Raw genomic sequence first — 17,254 nt, 5'->3', positions numbered from 1 at the left:
ACTGTCCGATTAGCGAGGAGCAGTTCACCCATGGCTGCGGCGGGCGCGAACCAGGCGCCCGCGGCGGGCCACGGTTCCTCACCTAACTTTGGATGAGGTTTCAGTCGGCGGTCCCGTTCGTAAGAACTAGCGTATGACCATCATCAAGATTGCCGTCGCCTGGATCCTGCTCGGCAGCGTTGCCGCTGCGATCACGTTCGGACCCGCCTTGCTCAGGATCGTCGCGCTTGGGCCGATCAGCCTTGCGGGCGTTCTCGCGTCCTGAGTAGCTAGATCCCGCCCTTCATGGCCGCGATCAGGCGGCCGAACATGCCGTTGGCGGGCTTCTTCGGGCCGCCCTTGCTTACCGTGAGGTCGCGGATGTCGCCGCTCTGTGACGAGGCCAGGCAGGCGAGGCCGACGAGGGTCGAGAAGGCCGGGCCGCTGTGGGCATCGGGAAGGCCGGTGAGTTGCCTCGGCCGGCCGACGCGGACGGAGCGGCCGAGGACGCCCTGCATATAGTCGGCGATGTTCTTGAGCTCGGCGCCGCCGCCGGTCAGCACGACCTGGCGACCGACTGGACCCGTGAAACCGAGGCTCTTCAGCGCCTCGTCGATGCTGGCGGTCAGTTCCTCGACGCGCTGGCGAATGACGGTCATCAGCTGCGCGCGGGTGATGCGCATCGGGTCGACGCCGTCTTCCGTGCCCATCTGCCGCGCCTCGATCATTTCGTGATTGTCGCGCGGGCTCGTCATCGCCGATCCGTAGAAGCACTTCAGCCGCTCGGCATCGCGACGCTGCACGCCGAAGGCACAGGCGATGTCGTCGGTAATATCCTTGGCCCCAAGTGGGATCGAGCGCAGGCCGAGGAGCATCCCGCCCGCATGAAGAGAGACGTTGGTCACTTCGGCACCGAGCTCGACCAGCGCAACGCCAAGGTCGCGCTCGTCCTCCGTAAGGCAGGCGAGCGCCGCCGCGACGGGCGACGCGACGATTGTCTTCACGCCGAGATGGGCGGAGCGGATCACATAGTCGATGTTGCGCAGCGGCGCGGGGTCGGCGGCGACGACGTGGATATCGACGCCAAGCCGGTCGGCGTGAAGGCCGAGCGGGTTCTTGACGCCCTCGACGCCGTCGATGGTGTAGAGCGCCGGGTGCGCGTGAAGAACGACCTGGCCGTTGCGGTCGATCGCTCCGCGGCCGCCCATTAGAAGCTCGTCGATGTCGGTCTGCTCGACCTGATGGCCGCCGAGCTCGACCTCGACATTGGCAAGGTCGCTCGACAGGCCGCCGGCGCCGAAGCTGGCCCAGACGTCCTCGATGGTGAGGCCCGACATGCGCTCGGCAAGCTCGACGGCTTCGCGGACGGCATGCTCGCTCGCTTCCATGTCGGTCACGTAGCCGCGCTTGACGCCGCGGCTCTCGCGCTGACCGGTGCCGAGCACCTGCAGGCGGCCGTCGTCGGTCAGCGTGCAGATCAGCGCCCCGACCTTCGAGGAACCGATATCCAGCGCTGCAATCAAAGGCTGATCGACGGGTGCTGCCACGGCGAGCGACTAACCCTCCACCGTCGGTTGCTGGGCGGATTCGGGGATGATCGGTTCGCCCGGCGAACGCGGCAGGCGGACGATCATCTTGCCGGGAATGCGCAGGTCGAACCGCACCAGCCCGCGGCCAAGCAGGCCGGATGAGCGGTCGGCCTTGGCGAAGCGGGCGAGCGCGTCACGCGCTGCATCGACGCCCTCAGGAAGCGCCACCGTCTCCCCCGACTGGAAGGCGAGGTCCCAGCGGCGTCCGCCGACCCAGGTCGCCGATGCGAGCTGCGCCTGCATGGCCGGGGAGCCCGCGAGGATGGTCTTGAGGTCGCTCGACCGCCGGTTTGCGCCGGGTCCGATGACCAGCGGCAAATCGGGCATCTTGTCGACCGGCACACGGTCGAGGACGATGCCATGGGCGTCGATCAGGGCGAGCCGCTCGCGATCCTGCCAAAGCGCAGACGGGGTTCGCTCGACGACGTCGATGACCAGCGTATCGGGCAGGCGGCGCGACACGCGGGCGTCCTGGACCCAGCCGAACTGCAGCAGCCGGTTGCGGATGGCGGCGACGTCGACAAGCGGCTGCGCCGGGTCGTTCTGGCCGGTTGCCGCCGCAGCCTTGTGGAGCTCATCCACGACCACGGCGTCGATCAGCTTATGGTTCATGTGCTTGATGCCGACGATCTGATAGCCGTTGACGCGGAAGCCTGCGTTTCCGACCGCTTCGCCCGCCTGCAGCGCGGCCTTGGCAGGGATGTCGAGAGCGATTGCGGCGGCGCCGGCCATCAGCACCAGGAAGCCGGTGAAGCCGAACGCGGCGAGCTTGTTGGCCCGCGCGCTGTTCATCTTCTGAGCGGCCGTGGGCGCGGTCTTGCGTTTCGCCTTGCCCCCCGATCCGCGCCGCATCCGCGCCGCCATTCGCCTACCCCTTCTTTCTCGTGAGCGCTTCCTCGATCAGACGCTCGACCAGTTCCCCGTAACTGATGCCGCACACCTTCGCTTGCTCCGGCACCAGGGACAAGGGGGTCATTCCGGGTTGAGTGTTGACTTCCAAAAGAAAAATGCCGGCTTCGCCCTGTTCGTCGTCCCAGCGGAAGTCGGACCGCGACGCGCCGCGGCAGCCGAGCAACTTGTGCGCCTTGGCGGCCATGTCCTTCATCGATTGAGCGATGTCGTCGGGGATCTGCGCGGGGCAGACATGCTCTGTCAGGCCGTCGGTATATTTGCTGTCGTAGTCGTAGAAGCCGACCTTCGGCTTTAGCTCGGTCACGGCGAGCGCCTCGTCGTTGAGCACGGCGACGGTGAGTTCGTGACCCTTCACGAACGGCTCGGCGAGAAGCGTATCAAAGTGCCTCCACGGTCCCTCGACATCGCGGCCGATCGGGCTGCCATAATTGCTCTCGTCAGTGACGATGGCGACGCCGACCGACGAACCCTCGTTGACCGGCTTCAGCACGTACGGCCGCGCAATCGGGTCGCCGCTGTAGAGGCTCTCACTCTCGACGATCGTCCCCGCCGGCATGCGCACGCCGTGCGGGACCAGCACCATCTTGGTCAGCTCCTTGTCGATCGCGATGACCGAGGCTTCGAGCCCGCTGTGGGTGTAGGCGATGCCCATCAGGTCGAGCATGCCCTGGACCGTGCCGTCCTCGCCCGGCGTACCGTGGAGCGCATTGAAGACGACGTCGGGCTTCAGCTCTTTCAGCTTGGCGGCGACGTCGCGGTCCATGTCCAGTTCGATCACGTTCGACCAGCCGCGCTCACGGATCGCATTGGCGACGCCGCGCCCGCTCGTCAGCGAAACCTCGCGCTCGGACGACCAGCCGCCCATCAACACAACGACGCGAAAATCCTTGTTCATTCCCTGCCGATCCGCTGGATTTCCCATTCAAGGGTAATGCCGGAGTTTTCCAACACGCGGCGGCGGACTTCCTCGCCCAGCGCCTCGATGTCGGCGCTGGTCGCGCTACCGAGGTTGAGCAGGAAGTTGCAATGCTTTTCCGAGACTTGGGCGTCGCCCATCGTCAGCCCACGGCAACCGGCCGCATCGACGAGCACCCAGGCCTTGTGGCCGGGCGGATTCTTGAACGTCGAGCCGCCGGTGCGGCTACGGAGCGGCTGGGATTCCTCGCGAGCGCGGGCGATGGCATCCATTTCCGCGCCGATGGCTTCTGGCTTGCCGGGTGAGCCGCGGAAGGTGGCTTCGACGACCACTGCTCCTTCAGGCAGTTCGCTGTGGCGGTAGGTGTAACCGAGCTTTTCGAGCGGCAGGGTTTCGATGCTGCCGTCGCGCATCGCGACGCGAGCTTCGACGAGAATGTCCTGAACCTCGCGGCCGTAAGCGCCGCCGTTCATTCGAACGAAACCGCCAACCGTGCCGGGGATTCCGCGCAGGAACTCGAGGCCGGCAATGCCTGCATCGCGCGCAGTCGAAGAGACGAGGATACCGCTCGCCCCGCCCCCGCAACGAAGGGTCACGTCGTCGACCTTGTCGATCTTCGAAAATGCTTTGCCGAGGCGGACCACGACACCCGGAACGCCCGCGTCGCGGACGATCATGTTGGAGCCGAGACCGAGCGCCATCACCGGCACTTCGGGATCGAGATCGCGCAGGAACTGGACCAAATCGTCCTCGTCCTTCGGCTCGAACAACCACTGCGCTGCGCCGCCGCTCTTGAACCACACCAACGGCGCCAGCGGCGCATTTTCGGTGAGCCTGCCTTGAACCTGCGGGAGCGTGTCGACGCTCACTTGCTCGCCCTGACCTTGGTCAGGCAGTCGCCGAGCGAGGCGGCCCACTTGGTGATGTCGCCCGCGCCCATGCAGATGATGAGGTCGCCCGGCGCCGCGAGATCGCGAAGGCCGGCGCACAGGTCGTCGAGGTCGCTGACCGTGCGGACCATGCGGTGGCCGTGCGCGCGAAGACCCTCGGCCAGCGCCTCGGAATCCGTGCCCTCGATCGGCTGCTCGCCCGCCGCGTAGACGGGCGTCACGAACACGATGTCGGCGTTATTGAAGGCGTTCTGGAAGTCTTCCATCAAGTCGTGAAGACGCGAGTAGCGGTGCGGCTGCACGACCGCGATGACCCGCTGGTCGGCGCTTTCCCGGGCCGCCGACAACACCGCGCGAATCTCGACCGGATGGTGCGCGTAATCGTCGATGATCACGCAGCCATCGACTTCCCCGACCTTGCTGAAGCGCCGCTTCACGCCATCGAAGCGGGCGAAGCCTTCGCGGATCTGGTCTTCGGAAATGCTAAGCTCCAGCGCGACCGCTACGGCGGCGAGCGCATTCTGGACGTTGTGCCGCCCGGGCATCGGCACGGCGAGGCCCTCGATCGTATGCCTCTCGCCATCCCGGCCCGAAACCACGACGTCGAACTGGCTCCCGGCCGGTCCCGCGACCTGCATGTTATCGGCACGCAAATCCGCCAGCGCGGAGAATCCATAGGTCACGATCCGCCGGTCGCGAATGCGGCCGATGACGTTCTGCACCTCCGGATGATCCACGCACATCACGGCGAGGCCGTAGAAGGGCACGTTCTCGATGAATTCGCAGTAGGCCTTCTTGACCTCTTCGAACCCGCCGTAATGCTCGAGATGTTCGGGATCGATGTTGGTGACGACCGCGATTGTCCCGTCGAGGCGGAGGAAGCTGCCGTCGCTCTCGTCGGCTTCGACCACCATCCAGTCGCTCTTGCCCAGCCGGGCGTTGGATCCGTAACGATTGATGATGCCTCCGTTGATCACGGTCGGGTCGAGCCCGCCCGCATCGAGCATCGCCGCGATCATCGACGTCGTGGTCGTCTTCCCGTGCGTGCCGGCGACCGCGATGGTCTTCTGCATCCGCATCAGCTCGGCGAGCATTTCGGCGCGCTTCACGATCGGCAGGCGACGCTCGACGGCGGCTTCGACCTCAGGATTGCCGCGGCTGACCGCGGAGGAGATCACGATCACCGCCGCGTCGCCGAGGTTCTCGGCCTTCTGGCCGATCATGATCGGAATGCCGAGCTTGCGCAGCCCTTCGACAATATAACCTTCAGCGAGGTCGGAGCCCTGAACTTTGTAGCCGACCTTGTGCATTACCTCGGCGATGCCGGACATGCCGATGCCGCCGATGCCGACGAAGTGGATGGTGCCGATGTCGGTGCCCAAAGCCTTCACGCTGGAACCCCTCCGGCGGGGGCTTCGGCGCGTACGCGCGGGCTGAGCGTGAAGCCGACTTCCATCGGCGACAGCCCTCCACCGACGCGTTCGACGAGATCGGCGAGATTGCTCGCCGCGTGCGGTTTACCGACGGATAGCGAGCGGGCCGCCGCGTTGATCAATGACTGCGGGTCCTCGGCCATCACTTCGATCTGCCTGGCCAGCGCCTCGGGCGAAAACAGAGGTTGCTGAATCATCCGCGCGCCGCCCGCGTCGGTGATGTCGCGAGCGTTTGCGGTCTGATGATCGTCGGTCGCTTCCGGATAGGGGATGAGGATCGCCGGGCGGCCCGCTGCCGTCATCTCGGCGACCGTCGACGCGCCGGACCGTGCAATAACCAGATGCGCCTCGGCGAGCTTCGCAGGCATGTCCTCGATGTAGGTCATCAGCTCTGCAGGAATGCCGAGTTCCGAATAGCGCTTGCGTACCTGGTCGATGTCGTCCGGGCGGCACTGCTGCATGACCTGCAGGCGAAGACGCAACGACGGCGATAGCAGGCCCAGCCCTTCCGGCACGACCTTGCTGAGGACGGTCGCGCCTTGGCTTCCGCCGGTGACGAGGATCTTGAAGGGGGCATATTCGTCGAACGGCGGGAACGGAACTTCGCCAAGCTTGGCGATCGCCTCGCGCACCGGATTGCCGACCAGCACCACCTTGTCATTGTAGCTCTTCTTGATTCGTTCAACCTCGTTGTACGCGGTTGCGATCGCGGTCGCCTCGCCCGCAAGAAATCGATTGGCGCGGCCGAGCACCGCATTCTGCTCGTGAAGAACAGTCGGAATCTTCATCGAAGATGCCGCAAGCAGCGCTGGCACCGCCGGATAGCCGCCGAAGCCGATAACCGCGTCGGGACGATGGTTCTTGTAAAGGTTCTTCGCCTCGCGACGGCCCGCCATCAGCGAGCGCACACCGCGGATCATTCCGAGCGGACTCTTCGTCAGCCGTCCCGCTGGCAGGATATGCACCGGCACGCCCTGGAATAGCCCGGGAAAGCGCGCGCCACGATCGTCGGTGATCAAGAGCACGCCGTGTCCGCGCTTCCGCAGTTCCGCAGCGAGCGCATGCGCGGGGACCATGTGGCCCCCGGTCCCCCCTGCGGCCAGAACGAAATTCATGCGGTAACGCTCTCCCCGCTCCATTTCACGACATATGGCGAGCGGGTCAGATACGGATTTCGCCGCGTGAATGCGAGCAGCAAGCCCATGCCGATGGAGAGGGCGAGCATCGAACTTCCGCCGTAGCTGATGAACGGCAAGGTCATGCCCTTCGACGGTGCGAGCTGGACATTCACCATCATGTTGATGAGCGCCTGCAGCCCGAACTGGATCACCAGCCCCGCCGCGGCCAGCAGGGCGAAGCTGTTGTCCTCGTCGAGCAGCTTGATCAGAACGCGGGCGACAATGGTCAGATACAGGATGGCGATGGCGAGGCAGGCGATCAGGCCGAACTCCTCGCCGATCACCGAGAAGATGTAGTCCGTGTGGGGCTCGGGCAGGCCGAACTTGCGAGTGCCGGCGCCCGGGCCCATCCCGAACAGGCCGCCTGCGGTCAAAGTGCGCATCGCGTTCTCGACCTGAAAATTGTCGCCCTCGCCGAACAGGAAGCCGTCGATGCGCGTGGTCGCGACGGGATAGAAGAAATAGGCAAGCACCACGCCGACGACGGCGGCTGCCGCGAGGATTCCCAGGACGCGCAGGCTAACGCCTGCGAGTGCCAGCATCGCGATCCAGACGCTGGCGAAGATGATGGTTGAGCCGAAGTCCGGCTGCTTCATCAGCAGCACCGCGACCGCGCCGACCAGCACCGCGGACAGCGGGAAGATCGGCAGCGATTTGTCCTGCTCCCGCAGCGACAGCAGCCATGCCATTGCAACGACGAAGAACGGCTTGAGGAATTCGGACGGCTGAAGCTGGCCGATGCCAATGTCGATCCAGCGTGTCGCGCCGTTCACCTCCGGCCCGAGGATCGGCACGAAGATCAGCATGACGAAGAAGAAGGCCGCCCCCGCGAGGGAGAAGCGCTTGGCCCGCTCGCGCGGCATCATCGAGATGGCAATCATCACCGGGACGCCGACGCCGATCCAGACGATCTGGCGGTAGAAATAGTGAAGTTCGGAAAAGCGGACGGAGCCGCCGGAATAGCGCTCGCCGGCGGCGGGCGACGCGGCGGCGACGGCGATCAGGCCGATGCCGATCAGCGTCGCGATCAGCAGCAGCAGGACCTTGTCGATCTCCCAGAACCAGCGGCCGACCGCCGATGTGTCGGAGCGGCCGTAATTGCTCGGGTCCAGCCGCGCGGCCTTCGCCTTGATCTGCCCTGAAATGCTTCCGATCATAACGCCCCCACCAGGTCCTTGAACCTGTCACCCCTCTGCTCGAAGTCCTTGAATTGGTCGAACGACGCGCAGGCTGGCGAGAGTAGAACGGTATCGCCCGCCTGTGAATCCCGCGCGGCGTGATCCAGCGCATTTTCAAGCGTTTCGCAGTTCGTCACCGGCATGTGCGGCGCGAGAAGCCTCGCGAACAATTCACCGGCCTCCCCGATCGTGTAGGCGGAGCGAACGTGACCGAAGTGCGGTGCGCATTCGTCGAGATTGTCTGTCTTCGCTTGCCCGCCGAGGATCCAGCGGATCGCCGGGAAGGCGGCAAGCGCCGGAGCGGTCGCGGTCGGGTTGGTGGCCTTGCTGTCGTTGACAAAAAGAACGCCGTCCTTTTCGCGGACGCGCTCCATGCGGTGGGGGAGACCGGGGTAGGTTCGGAGGCCTTCCTCGACTTGCTCCTCCGTCAAACCGAGCAAACGACATGCCGCAGTGGCGGCGGCGGCGTTTTCAGCGTTGTGTGGTCCTTGGAGCGCGGGCCAGCGCGATTGATCAGCAATCTCGTCAACGCCGACACCGATAACCCGGTCATGATCTTGCGACCACCGGATCTCATACTCCTCAAAAGTCGGCTGAGTTTCGCGCGAGATGACCTGAAGATAATGACCTGCCTGCATGTCGAGCAAACGCACCTTCGAGGCCACGTAAGCATCAAAGTCGTCGTACCGGTCGAGATGGTCGGGCGTGATGTTGAGGAGCACCGCGACGTCGCAGTCGAGGCTCCGCGTCAGGTCGATCTGGTAGCTCGACAGCTCCAGCACATAGACGCCGCCATCGGGCAGCGGGTCCTGCGCGAGGATCGGCAGGCCGATGTTACCGCCCATTTCCGTCGGCACGCCGGCGGTCTTGAGGATATGATGGGTGAGAGCAGTCGTCGTCGACTTGCCGTTGGTTCCCGTAATGCCGACGACCTTGTGCGGCGGAAGCTCGGGCCGGGCGCGGGCGAAGATCTCGATGTCGCCGATGATCTCGACGCCGGCAGCGCGGGCGCGCTGGGCGATGGGGTGGCGATTGAGAGGCAGGCCGGGCGTGACCACCAAGCTGTCGAACTGGCTGAGGTCCGCCCGATCTAGGTCTTCAACGCGAAATTCGGCAGAATCCAAATCGACAGACATTTCCATAACTTCGTCGAAGGCCCGCTCACGAGCATCGTCGTTACTGTCCCAACCAGTGACCGTCGCGCCGCTGGCGATCAGTGCTTTGACAGTCGCAAGCCCCGACCGCGCCAGACCGTAGACCGCATAATGTTTGCCGGCGAAGGCCTTGGCGGTGATCACCTCAGCTTGAGGGTGGAAAGCCCGGCCAGCGCCAGGATGAAGCTGACGATCCAAAAACGGATGACGACCGTCGGCTCGGACCAGCCGAGATGCTCGAAATGGTGGTGGATCGGGGCCATTCGGAAGACGCGCTTGCCGGTGCGCTTGTAGACCACGACCTGGATCACGACCGACGCCGCCTCCAACACGAACAGACCGCCGATGATCACCAACACGAACTCGTGGTGCGTGGCGACCGCGACCGCTCCGAGCGCCCCGCCTAATGCCAGGCTGCCGGTGTCGCCCATGAAGACGGCGGCGGGCGGCGCGTTGAACCACAGGAAGGCGAGACCCGCGCCGACGATCGCCAGAAGCAGAACCGTCAGGTCGCCGACGCCGAGGATGTGCGGAATGCCGAGGTATTCGGCGAAACGGGCGTTGCCGACTAGATAGGCGATCAGCAGGAACGCCATCGAGGCGATGATGACCGGCATGGTCGCCAGCCCGTCGAGGCCGTCGGTCAGGTTCACCGCATTCCCGAAGGCGACGATCACGAACGCTCCGAAGGGAATGTAGAACCAGCCGAGGTCCAGCACCGGCCCCTGCACGAACGGCAGGTAGAGATTGGTCGTGCCCGACCCGGCGATCAGCCAGGTGGCGAAGCCGGCGATCAGGAACTCCAGCACCAAACGCGTCTTGCCGGACAGGCCGGCGTGATGCGCCTTCTTCACCTTGTCGTAGTCGTCGAGGAACCCGATCAGCCCGAAGCCGCCGGTCACCAGCAACACCGCCCAGACGTACGGATTGCGTAGGTCCATCCATAGCAGGACGGACACCGACATCGAAATCAGGATCAGCAGGCCGCCCATTGTCGGCGTGCCGCGCTTGGCGAGATGGCTCTGCGGCCCGTCGGCACGGATGGGCTGGCCCTTCCCCTGCCGGACGCGGAGTTGCGAGATCAGCCACGGACCGAGGACCAGGCCGATCAGCAGCGCGGTCGCGCTTGCCGCGCCGGCGCGAAAGCTGATGTAGCGGATGAGGTTGAGGATGCCCGGAAATCCGAGCTGTTCGGCGATCAGATAGAGCATGTCGCGCCCTCCTTCACGCGCTCGACCAGCTTCGCAAGCCCGACTGAGTTGGATGCTTTCACCAGCACGGCGTCCCCAGGACGGAGCATGGACAAGAGGGCTTCGGTCGCTTCGTCGACGTCCCTCGACATGTCGACACCGACCTTTCCGACGATGATCTCAGCTAGCGGCCGCATCTCGTCGCCGATCAGGATGACGCGGTCGACGTGCGCGTCGAGAACGGAAGGCGCGAGACTGGCGTGAAGCTCGGCGCTATGCTCGCCAAGCTCGCGCATCGGTCCGAGGACGGCGATGCGCCGCTCGATCTCCTGTTCCGCGCCAAGGCTCTTCAGCGTCGCTGCCATGGAGGCGGGATTGGCGTTGTAGCTTTCATCGATCAGCAGGAACTCGCCGCCATCGACGCGGACGTGGTGACGCTCGCCGCGCCCCTTGAGTCCGCCGAGATCCGCAAGCGCCAGGCCGGCCACGCCGACGTCGAGACCCAGGGCCTCGATGGTCGCAAGCACGGCGAGCGCGTTCGACACCCAATGCTCGCCGCGCTGAGAAATTGTAAAGGTAACTTCACTTTCTAGAAGCGCTGCGGTGATCAGGCTTCCGCCCTCCGACGAACGGACCGCGTGAAGGGCGTGAACGTCGGCGTCGCCCGAACCGAACGTGACGATCCGGTCGGCGTAACGGCGCGCTGCCCGGACGAGCCGGTCACGATGTGGCGTGTCGTTCGGGATGATCGCGATTCCGTCGGTTTCGAGGCCCTCGAACACTTCGCCCTTCGCATCGGCAATCGCTTCTTCCGAACCGAGGTTTTCGATGTGGGCCGGCGCGATGGCGGTGATGAGCGCAAGATGCGGGCGGACCATACGCGTAAGCGCGGCGATCTCGCCGGGATGATTCATGCCCATCTCGAGCACCGCAAAGTCCACGTCGCGCGGCATCCGGGCGAGGCTCAGCGGAACGCCGGTATGGTTGTTGTAGCTCTTGACGGAGCGATGGGCCTTGCCGCCGCTGATGCGGTCGAGCACGGCGTACAGCGCTTCCTTGGTGCTGGTCTTTCCGACGGAGCCGGTGACACCGACGATCAGCGCGTTCGAACGTTCGCGTGACGCACGGCCGAGGTCTTCGAGCGCCCGCGCTGTGTCCTCGACCAGGACATGCGGGCCAATGACCGGTTGCGAGACAATTGCTGCCGCCGCTCCCGTTGCGAAGGCGCGTTCGACGAACTTGTGGCCATCGTAGACGGTGCCCGGCATGGCGATGAACAGGTCGCCCGGCTGAACTTCGCGACTGTCGAACGTCACTCCAGTGACTTCGAAGGGCTCGCTTGCACGGCCGCCGGTTGCAGCTTCGATTTCGGCCGAGGCCCAGAGCACGCCCATGCCTTCGCCCAAGCCCCTCATGCCGCGCACTCCCGCGCGACGAGTGAGTCGTCGAACGGCAGGATTTTTTGGTTCGCGCCCGCGCCGATGATCTGACCGGTCTCGTGCCCCTTGCCGGCGAGCAGGATGATGTCCCCCTCCACTGCCATGCGAATGGCTTCAGCGATTGCTTCGCGGCGGCCGCCGATCTCGATCGCGCCGGGGGCTCCGGCGAGCACCTCCGCGCGGATCTTCGCGGCATCCTCGCCGCGAGGATTGTCGTCGGTGACGATGACGACGTCCGAAAGCCGGGCCGCGACCGCACCCATCTCCGGCCGCTTGCCCTGGTCGCGGTCGCCACCTGCCCCGAACACCGTGATCAAGCGGTTGCTGACATGCGGACGGAGAGCGGCGATCGCCGCCTCCAGAGCATCGGCGGTATGCGCATAATCCACGTAAACCGGCGCGCCCGCGCGACTGATGACCGCACGCTCAAGTCGCCCGCGCACGGGCGCGAGCCGCTGAATTGCGGAAAAGACGGTCTCGAAGCTACTGCCTGTCGCCATGGCTAGGCCTGCCGCGACCAACACGTTGGCCGCCTGGTATGCACCGATCAAAGGCAGAGCGAGACGATACGTTCCCTCGCCATGCTTGATCACCAGTTTTTGCCCGAGCGCGGTCGGCTGTTGCTCGACCAGTTGGATGAATTCGCCCGCGCGGCCAGCGGTCAACGGCTCGATCCCGCGCTTGCGAACCCGTTCGATCACCTCCGCCGACTTGGGATCGTCGGTCCAGACCACCGCGGCGCCATCCGCCGGGAGCAGCTCGTCAAACAGCCGCATCTTGGCTTCGAAGTAGGCGTCCATCGAGGGGTGATAATCGAGGTGGTCGCGGCTGAAATTGGTGAAGGCGACGGCCTTCAGCGGCACGCCCTCGGCGCGATGCTGGTCGAGCCCGTGTGACGAGGCTTCGTAAGCGACGTGGCTGATGCCCAAGCGCTTGAGGCCGGCCATGTTGTTGAGGAACGTGACGATGTCGGGCGTGGTCAGGCCGGTCTTCACTTGATCGTCGGAGGTCGTGACTCCCAGGGTTCCGATCGACGCCGACCGATGTCCCGCCATTCGCCAGATCTGGCGCGTCATCTCGACGGTCGAAGTCTTTCCGTTCGTTCCGGTGACCGCCACGACAGTCTCCGGATACGGTCCGTAAAAGCGTGAAGCGAGTTGCGCGAACAGCAGCCGCGGCTCGCCATCAGACAGATGCGGCACCGATGGAACGGTCGCCTCGGCCCGCGCGACGACCGCGACAGCGCCGCGCTCAACCGCCTCGCCGATGAAGTCTTCACCGTTGAAGACTGCACCCCTGAACGCGCCGAAGACGCTGCCCTTCGCCACCTTCCGGTGGTCGATCGCAAAGCCGGTCACTTCTGAATCGCTATCGACGCCCGCGAGGTCCCTCAGCTTCACTGTCTCTAGTGCTTTGCGTCTTCGTGAACGTAGGGGAGTACAAGCGACATGTCGGGTTCGCGATTCTTGTCCGGGCGAACGCCAAGCATGGGCGCGATGCGGCTGACCGCCTGTCCGAAGGCCGGGCCGACGTTCCAGGCGGCAGTGCGGAAGCCATAGGTTTCCGGCAGCGCCTGGGGTTCGTCGAGCATCATAACCATCACATAGCGCGGCTCATCCATCGGGAACACACCCGCGAAGCTGGTCACCAGCTTGGACCGGTTCTCATATTTCTCGGCCGATCCGGTCTTGCCGCCGACCCGATAGCCGGGCGCGTCGGCCTTCTTGCCCGTCCCCTCTGTCACAACCAGACGCAGGAGCGAGCGCATCTTGTAGCTCGTGTCCTCGGTGAAGACGCGATGACCCTTGCCAGTCGCGTGGCTGCGGTCGACCTTGAGCAACGTCGGCGGCCGGTAGACGCCGCCGTTGAACAACGTCGCATAGCCGCTGGCGAGATGCAGCGGGCTGACCGCAAGGCTGTGGCCGAAGCCGATCATCATCGTGTCCAGCGAAGTCCAATCGCGCGGCCGAAGAGGTTTCGTCTTCTCCAGCAGCTCGATGTCGCTCTTCCGCAGGAAGCCCAATTTATCGAGGAACGCCTTTTGACGAGCTGCACCAACCTCCGCGGCTATTTGAGCCGAACCGATGTTGGAGCTTTCCTTCATGATTTCGGCGACGGAGCAGGCGCGGCCGTAGGGGTGAGTGTCGTGAATGACCCGGCCGTAAGCCGGATATTCGCGCGGACAGGGATACATCTTGCCGAAATTCTTGATGATCCCGCTGTCCATCGCCATCGCGACGGTGAACGGCTTGAAGGTCGAGCCCAGCTCCCAGACGCCAAGCGTGGCGCGGTTGAAGCGGGCTTCCATCGATCCCTGTCCCGCAGCGTTGGGGTTGAGCTGCGGCAACGACGTGAGCGCCAGGACTTCGCCCGTGTGAATGTCCATGACGACACCGGCCGCGCCCTTGGCCGAGAACTTGGTCATGGCGAACAGCAGTTCGTGCTCGAGAGCCTGCTGGATCCGGCTGGAAATCGCCAGCTGCAGCGGCTCCCCGCGGGAGGCGGAGTCGGACAGCTTCTTGTCGAACGCCCGCTCCATGCCGGCCACGCCATGCCCGTCGATATCGGTGTAGCCGATGACGTGAGCAGCGAGACTGGTCTGCGGGTAGAGCCGGTCGGGCTCCCGCTCCAGCGCGATGCCTGGCTCGCCAAGCGCGTTGACCGCCTCGACCACGCCAGGTGCTGCGCGGCGGCGAAGGTAGAAGAAGTTCTTCCCCGATCGCAGCATTGCGAAATACGCTGCCTCGTCCCGTTCGGGCATCAGCCGCGCCAGACTGCGCGCAAGCTCCAGCTTGTCGCCGATCACCTTGTTCGGCCACAAACCGATGGTCCACGCGTCCATCGTCCGCGCCAGCGGCACGCCGTCGCGATCGACGATGTCGCCGCGTTCCGGGATGAGTGCGGTCAGGCCGCGCTTGGCCCCGGCATGATCGCCAAAGGCTGCAAGATACAGGATGCGCAGCGCGATCAGCGCGATGATGCCGGCATAGACCAACAGGCCGAACATCAGCCGCTGGTGCATCATCGTCAGAATCTGACGCCGCTGACCGACAAGTCGGAGCCGCTCGGGCCGGGAAGCGACGAGAGCGGGAGTCGGTGCGTTCATCGGGCCGAGCCGGAATCCTTGGCTGTTTTCTTCGAATTTGCCTTGGCCGGAAGCGGCGCCAGCGGATCGACCTTGGCCAGACGCACCGGCTTTGTCACCGGCTTGGCGGCGGCTTCGAGCTTCTTATCCCCAGCTTTCTTTTCGTTCATCGCCGGCTTGGTCTGCGGCGTCTTAACGCGCACGTCCGAAACACTTTTCACCGACTTGGCTTCGATCTTTTGCGCAGACTGGACGACCTTCTTCGGCTGGGGCGCGACGGCCTGCTGCTCCACCGCCTCGCGAACCGGAATCTTGAGACTCGCTTCACGCATCAGCCGGGCAGCGGGAGCGGACGAGGAGGCGCCCGCGCCATCCACTCCAGCGTCGCCCTCCTCGAGCGGAGCAGATTGGAGAGGCGGCGCGGGCACCGAGGCCATCACCACGGGAGCTTCGACATTATGCGCCGGCTCGGGCTGCGCGAGGCGGGCAAGCTGGAAGCCGCCCTCCAGAAACTGGTCCGCCGACGGAGCCGACAAAGCGAGGACCTTGACGTTCCACCGCTCCAGCTGTGCCAGGCGGCCGCGAGTGCCGATCTCGGTCTGAAGCATGCGGATGTCGCGCTGCGTCATGACGATCCGGTTCTCGACGTCTTCCAAAGACGCGCGCTCCGAAGCGACGTTGAGCGAGACCAGGTAGCAACCAAGCGCGGCGCCCGCACAGCTCGCCACCATGAACACCGAGCGGAAGCTCCGGGCCGCGCTCATTTCCTGTCTCCTGATTTGGCCTGCCATGCCGGCGTGGATGTCCGGACCGCGCTGCGCAGCCGTGCCGAACGCGACCGCGGATTGCGTGCGATCTCGGCCTCGGACGGGCTGACCGGCTTGGCGACCCGCTCAAATGTTGGTGCGGGGCCCTGGACTGCTACTGGGCGATGACGAGACCCCGCTGGCGTCGCGCCGCTACGTTCACGGAAGAACCGCTTCACGATGCGGTCCTCGAGACTGTGGAAAGTGACGATGGCAAGCCGGCCGCCGGGCTTGAGCGAGCGCTCGGCAGCAGCGAGACCGCCTTCGAGCTCATCGAGCTCGGCGTTGAGATGAATGCGGATCGCCTGAAAGGTCCGGGTCGCCGGATCGCTCTTCTGGCCCTGGCGGTAGCCGGTTGCGCGGCGGACGATGGCGGCAAGCTCGCCCGTCCGTTCGATCGGGCGATTGTTGACGATGGCGCGGGCGATGGCGCGGGCGCGAGGCTCCTCGCCGTATTCGCGAAGGACACGCGCGATCTCGGCCTCGTCGGCCTCGTTGAGGAAGTCGGCGGCGGTCGGGCCGGCCTTTTCCATGCGCATGTCGAGCGGACCGTCGGCCGAGAAGGAAAAGCCGCGGTCCGCTCTGTCCAGTTGCATCGAAGAGACGCCGATATCGAGCGTGATGGCATCGACGAGGCCGATGCCGCGCTCCGTCAACACCCGGTCCATCTGGCTGAACCGATCTTCGACGAGCATCAGATTGGGGTCCGGGACGAGCGACCTGCCGGCTTCGATCGCCTCGGGGTCGCGATCGAAAGCGATCACTCGTCCCGCCCCCACCTGGAGCATGGCACGCGTGTAGCCGCCGGCTCCGAACGTTCCATCGACAGCCGTCTCGCCCGGCTGGATGGCCATTGCGCCGATCACCTCGTCGAGGAGCACCGGGACATGCGGCGCTGCGGTGGTGCCGCGGCCGGTCATGCCTTCAGGCCCTTCTCTTCGAGGCGGAAGCGCGTGACGTCTTTGAGGTCCTCGGGGATGCGCGGATCTTTGAGGAGCAGCTTGGGATTCCAGATCTGGAAGGTTTCGCCGGTACCCAGGAACAGTGCGATGTCCTGAAGCTCGCCTTTGCGGCGCATCATCGGCGGGAGGACGATCCGGCCCGACGGGTCGTAAGGAACCTCTTCGGTGGCGGCGAACGCCATCAGGTTGCGTTGCTGATATTCCAGCTGCGCATCGGGGCTCGTCTCTTCTTTTTCGAGCAGGCGCTCCAGCTTGGCGTGCTTCAGCGCAGCGTATGCGGGGTCGTAGGCGCTGAGGCAGGCGAAGGTGTCATGCTTGGCGAGGACGATCGTGCGGGAGTCGCCTCTGCGTTCAATGACGGATCGCAGGAAGGAGGGCACGGAAACGCGACCCTTCGCGTCCACCGCGTTCAGCGCACTGCCCTGAAACAGATGCTCTAGCGCCACAAACCACTCCCCGTTCGCAGCGCACGGCTCTCCCGACCACGGACGCACGGCATCGCCGCGCTTCCGCGCCCAAAACACAGGCAATGGGTTAGCCCCG

16 protein-coding genes are annotated in these 17,254 nt (G+C 65.1%); 1 reads left to right on the top strand and 15 read right to left on the bottom strand.

The annotated features are described in order from the left end of the window. Positions 1 to 133: 133 nt before the first annotated feature. Positions 134 to 265: a hypothetical protein gene (locus tag ABD928_RS11490; protein WP_262984898.1), complete on the top strand. Its 132-nt coding sequence runs from the start codon at positions 134 to 136 to the stop codon at positions 263 to 265. 4 nt (positions 266 to 269) lie between these two features. On the opposite strand, the gene ftsA is transcribed toward ABD928_RS11490, so the two are convergent. From ftsA to ABD928_RS11415, 15 genes are read right to left on the bottom strand one after another with little or no spacing between them, the layout of a single operon-like run. Next, positions 270 to 1,526, bottom strand: a complete 1,257-nt coding sequence (gene ftsA / locus ABD928_RS11485) for a cell division protein FtsA (protein ID WP_187715092.1) — start codon at positions 1,524 to 1,526, stop codon at positions 270 to 272. 9 nt (positions 1,527 to 1,535) lie between these two features. After that, positions 1,536 to 2,432, bottom strand: a complete 897-nt coding sequence (locus ABD928_RS11480) for a cell division protein FtsQ/DivIB (protein ID WP_345168896.1) — start codon at positions 2,430 to 2,432, stop codon at positions 1,536 to 1,538. A 4-nt stretch (positions 2,433 to 2,436) separates the two neighbouring features. Continuing rightward, complete coding sequence (locus tag ABD928_RS11475; protein ID WP_345168893.1) at positions 2,437 to 3,375, bottom strand: D-alanine--D-alanine ligase; 939 nt, start codon at positions 3,373 to 3,375, stop codon at positions 2,437 to 2,439. Next, positions 3,372 to 4,265 (bottom strand): UDP-N-acetylmuramate dehydrogenase, encoded by an 894-nt coding sequence (murB, locus tag ABD928_RS11470; RefSeq protein ID WP_345168890.1) that lies wholly within the window; start codon positions 4,263 to 4,265, stop codon positions 3,372 to 3,374. Before murB ends, ABD928_RS11475 begins: the two co-directional genes overlap by 4 nt. Continuing rightward, positions 4,262 to 5,677: a UDP-N-acetylmuramate--L-alanine ligase gene (murC, locus tag ABD928_RS11465; protein ID WP_187715094.1), complete on the bottom strand. Its 1,416-nt coding sequence runs from the start codon at positions 5,675 to 5,677 to the stop codon at positions 4,262 to 4,264. The genes murB and murC overlap by 4 nt, the downstream gene beginning before the upstream one ends. Next, a complete protein-coding gene (murG, locus tag ABD928_RS11460) occupies positions 5,674 to 6,834 on the bottom strand; it encodes an undecaprenyldiphospho-muramoylpentapeptide beta-N-acetylglucosaminyltransferase (RefSeq protein WP_345168887.1) in 1,161 nt (386 codons plus the stop codon). The genes murC and murG overlap by 4 nt, the downstream gene beginning before the upstream one ends. Continuing rightward, positions 6,831 to 8,054: an FtsW/RodA/SpoVE family cell cycle protein gene (locus tag ABD928_RS11455; protein WP_345168884.1), complete on the bottom strand. Its 1,224-nt coding sequence runs from the start codon at positions 8,052 to 8,054 to the stop codon at positions 6,831 to 6,833. The genes murG and ABD928_RS11455 overlap by 4 nt, the downstream gene beginning before the upstream one ends. Further along, the gene (gene murD, locus ABD928_RS11450; RefSeq protein ID WP_345168881.1) at positions 8,051 to 9,373 is read right to left on the bottom strand and encodes a UDP-N-acetylmuramoyl-L-alanine--D-glutamate ligase; all 1,323 of its coding nucleotides are present in this window, start codon (positions 9,371 to 9,373) and stop codon (positions 8,051 to 8,053) included. Before murD ends, ABD928_RS11455 begins: the two co-directional genes overlap by 4 nt. Then, positions 9,370 to 10,440 (bottom strand): phospho-N-acetylmuramoyl-pentapeptide-transferase, encoded by a 1,071-nt coding sequence (gene mraY / locus ABD928_RS11445; protein ID WP_187715095.1) that lies wholly within the window; start codon positions 10,438 to 10,440, stop codon positions 9,370 to 9,372. Before mraY ends, murD begins: the two co-directional genes overlap by 4 nt. Then, positions 10,428 to 11,813: a UDP-N-acetylmuramoyl-tripeptide--D-alanyl-D-alanine ligase gene (locus ABD928_RS11440; RefSeq protein WP_187715765.1), complete on the bottom strand. Its 1,386-nt coding sequence runs from the start codon at positions 11,811 to 11,813 to the stop codon at positions 10,428 to 10,430. Before ABD928_RS11440 ends, mraY begins: the two co-directional genes overlap by 13 nt. Positions 11,814 to 11,830: 17 nt before the next feature. Next, positions 11,831 to 13,258 carry a UDP-N-acetylmuramoyl-L-alanyl-D-glutamate--2,6-diaminopimelate ligase gene (locus ABD928_RS11435; protein WP_345168877.1) on the bottom strand — a complete coding sequence of 476 codons (1,428 nt, stop codon included), beginning with the start codon at positions 13,256 to 13,258 and terminating at the stop codon, positions 11,831 to 11,833. A 5-nt stretch (positions 13,259 to 13,263) separates the two neighbouring features. Continuing rightward, entirely contained in the window at positions 13,264 to 14,964 is a 1,701-nt protein-coding gene (locus ABD928_RS11430; RefSeq protein WP_187715096.1) for a peptidoglycan D,D-transpeptidase FtsI family protein, read from the bottom strand. Beyond that, positions 14,961 to 15,707: a hypothetical protein gene (locus tag ABD928_RS11425; RefSeq protein WP_187715097.1), complete on the bottom strand. Its 747-nt coding sequence runs from the start codon at positions 15,705 to 15,707 to the stop codon at positions 14,961 to 14,963. The genes ABD928_RS11430 and ABD928_RS11425 overlap by 4 nt, the downstream gene beginning before the upstream one ends. After that, positions 15,704 to 16,669 carry a 16S rRNA (cytosine(1402)-N(4))-methyltransferase RsmH gene (rsmH, locus tag ABD928_RS11420; protein ID WP_345168872.1) on the bottom strand — a complete coding sequence of 322 codons (966 nt, stop codon included), beginning with the start codon at positions 16,667 to 16,669 and terminating at the stop codon, positions 15,704 to 15,706. The genes ABD928_RS11425 and rsmH overlap by 4 nt, the downstream gene beginning before the upstream one ends. Beyond that, positions 16,666 to 17,157, bottom strand: a complete 492-nt coding sequence (locus ABD928_RS11415; RefSeq protein WP_345168870.1) for a division/cell wall cluster transcriptional repressor MraZ — start codon at positions 17,155 to 17,157, stop codon at positions 16,666 to 16,668. The genes rsmH and ABD928_RS11415 overlap by 4 nt, the downstream gene beginning before the upstream one ends. Between the last annotated feature and the right edge of the window lie 97 nt (positions 17,158 to 17,254).

It is taken from the genome of Sphingomonas daechungensis, assembly GCF_039543105.1.
Classification (GTDB): domain Bacteria; phylum Pseudomonadota; class Alphaproteobacteria; order Sphingomonadales; family Sphingomonadaceae; genus Sphingomicrobium; species Sphingomicrobium daechungense.
Note: the sequence above shows the minus strand (reverse complement) of the source record. Positions and strands in the feature narration are given on the sequence as shown.

What these genes read in the sequence shown, in the direction of transcription:
- ABD928_RS11480 (WP_345168896.1), bottom strand. Translation starts at nt 2,432, where the DNA reads ATGGCGGCGCGGATGCGGCGCGGATCGGGGGGCAAGGCGAAACGCAAG.
- murG (WP_345168887.1), bottom strand. Translation starts at nt 6,834, where the DNA reads ATGAATTTCGTTCTGGCCGCAGGGGGGACCGGGGGCCACATGGTCCCC.
- ABD928_RS11425 (WP_187715097.1), bottom strand. Translation starts at nt 15,707, where the DNA reads ATGAGCGCGGCCCGGAGCTTCCGCTCGGTGTTCATGGTGGCGAGCTGT.
- mraY (WP_187715095.1), bottom strand. Translation starts at nt 10,440, where the DNA reads ATGCTCTATCTGATCGCCGAACAGCTCGGATTTCCGGGCATCCTCAAC.
- ABD928_RS11490 (WP_262984898.1), top strand. Translation starts at nt 134, where the DNA reads ATGACCATCATCAAGATTGCCGTCGCCTGGATCCTGCTCGGCAGCGTT.
- rsmH (WP_345168872.1), bottom strand. Translation starts at nt 16,669, where the DNA reads ATGACCGGCCGCGGCACCACCGCAGCGCCGCATGTCCCGGTGCTCCTC.
- ABD928_RS11440 (WP_187715765.1), bottom strand. Translation starts at nt 11,813, where the DNA reads ATGGGCGTGCTCTGGGCCTCGGCCGAAATCGAAGCTGCAACCGGCGGC.
- ABD928_RS11430 (WP_187715096.1), bottom strand. Translation starts at nt 14,964, where the DNA reads ATGAACGCACCGACTCCCGCTCTCGTCGCTTCCCGGCCCGAGCGGCTC.
- ABD928_RS11475 (WP_345168893.1), bottom strand. Translation starts at nt 3,375, where the DNA reads ATGAACAAGGATTTTCGCGTCGTTGTGTTGATGGGCGGCTGGTCGTCC.
- ABD928_RS11455 (WP_345168884.1), bottom strand. Translation starts at nt 8,054, where the DNA reads ATGATCGGAAGCATTTCAGGGCAGATCAAGGCGAAGGCCGCGCGGCTG.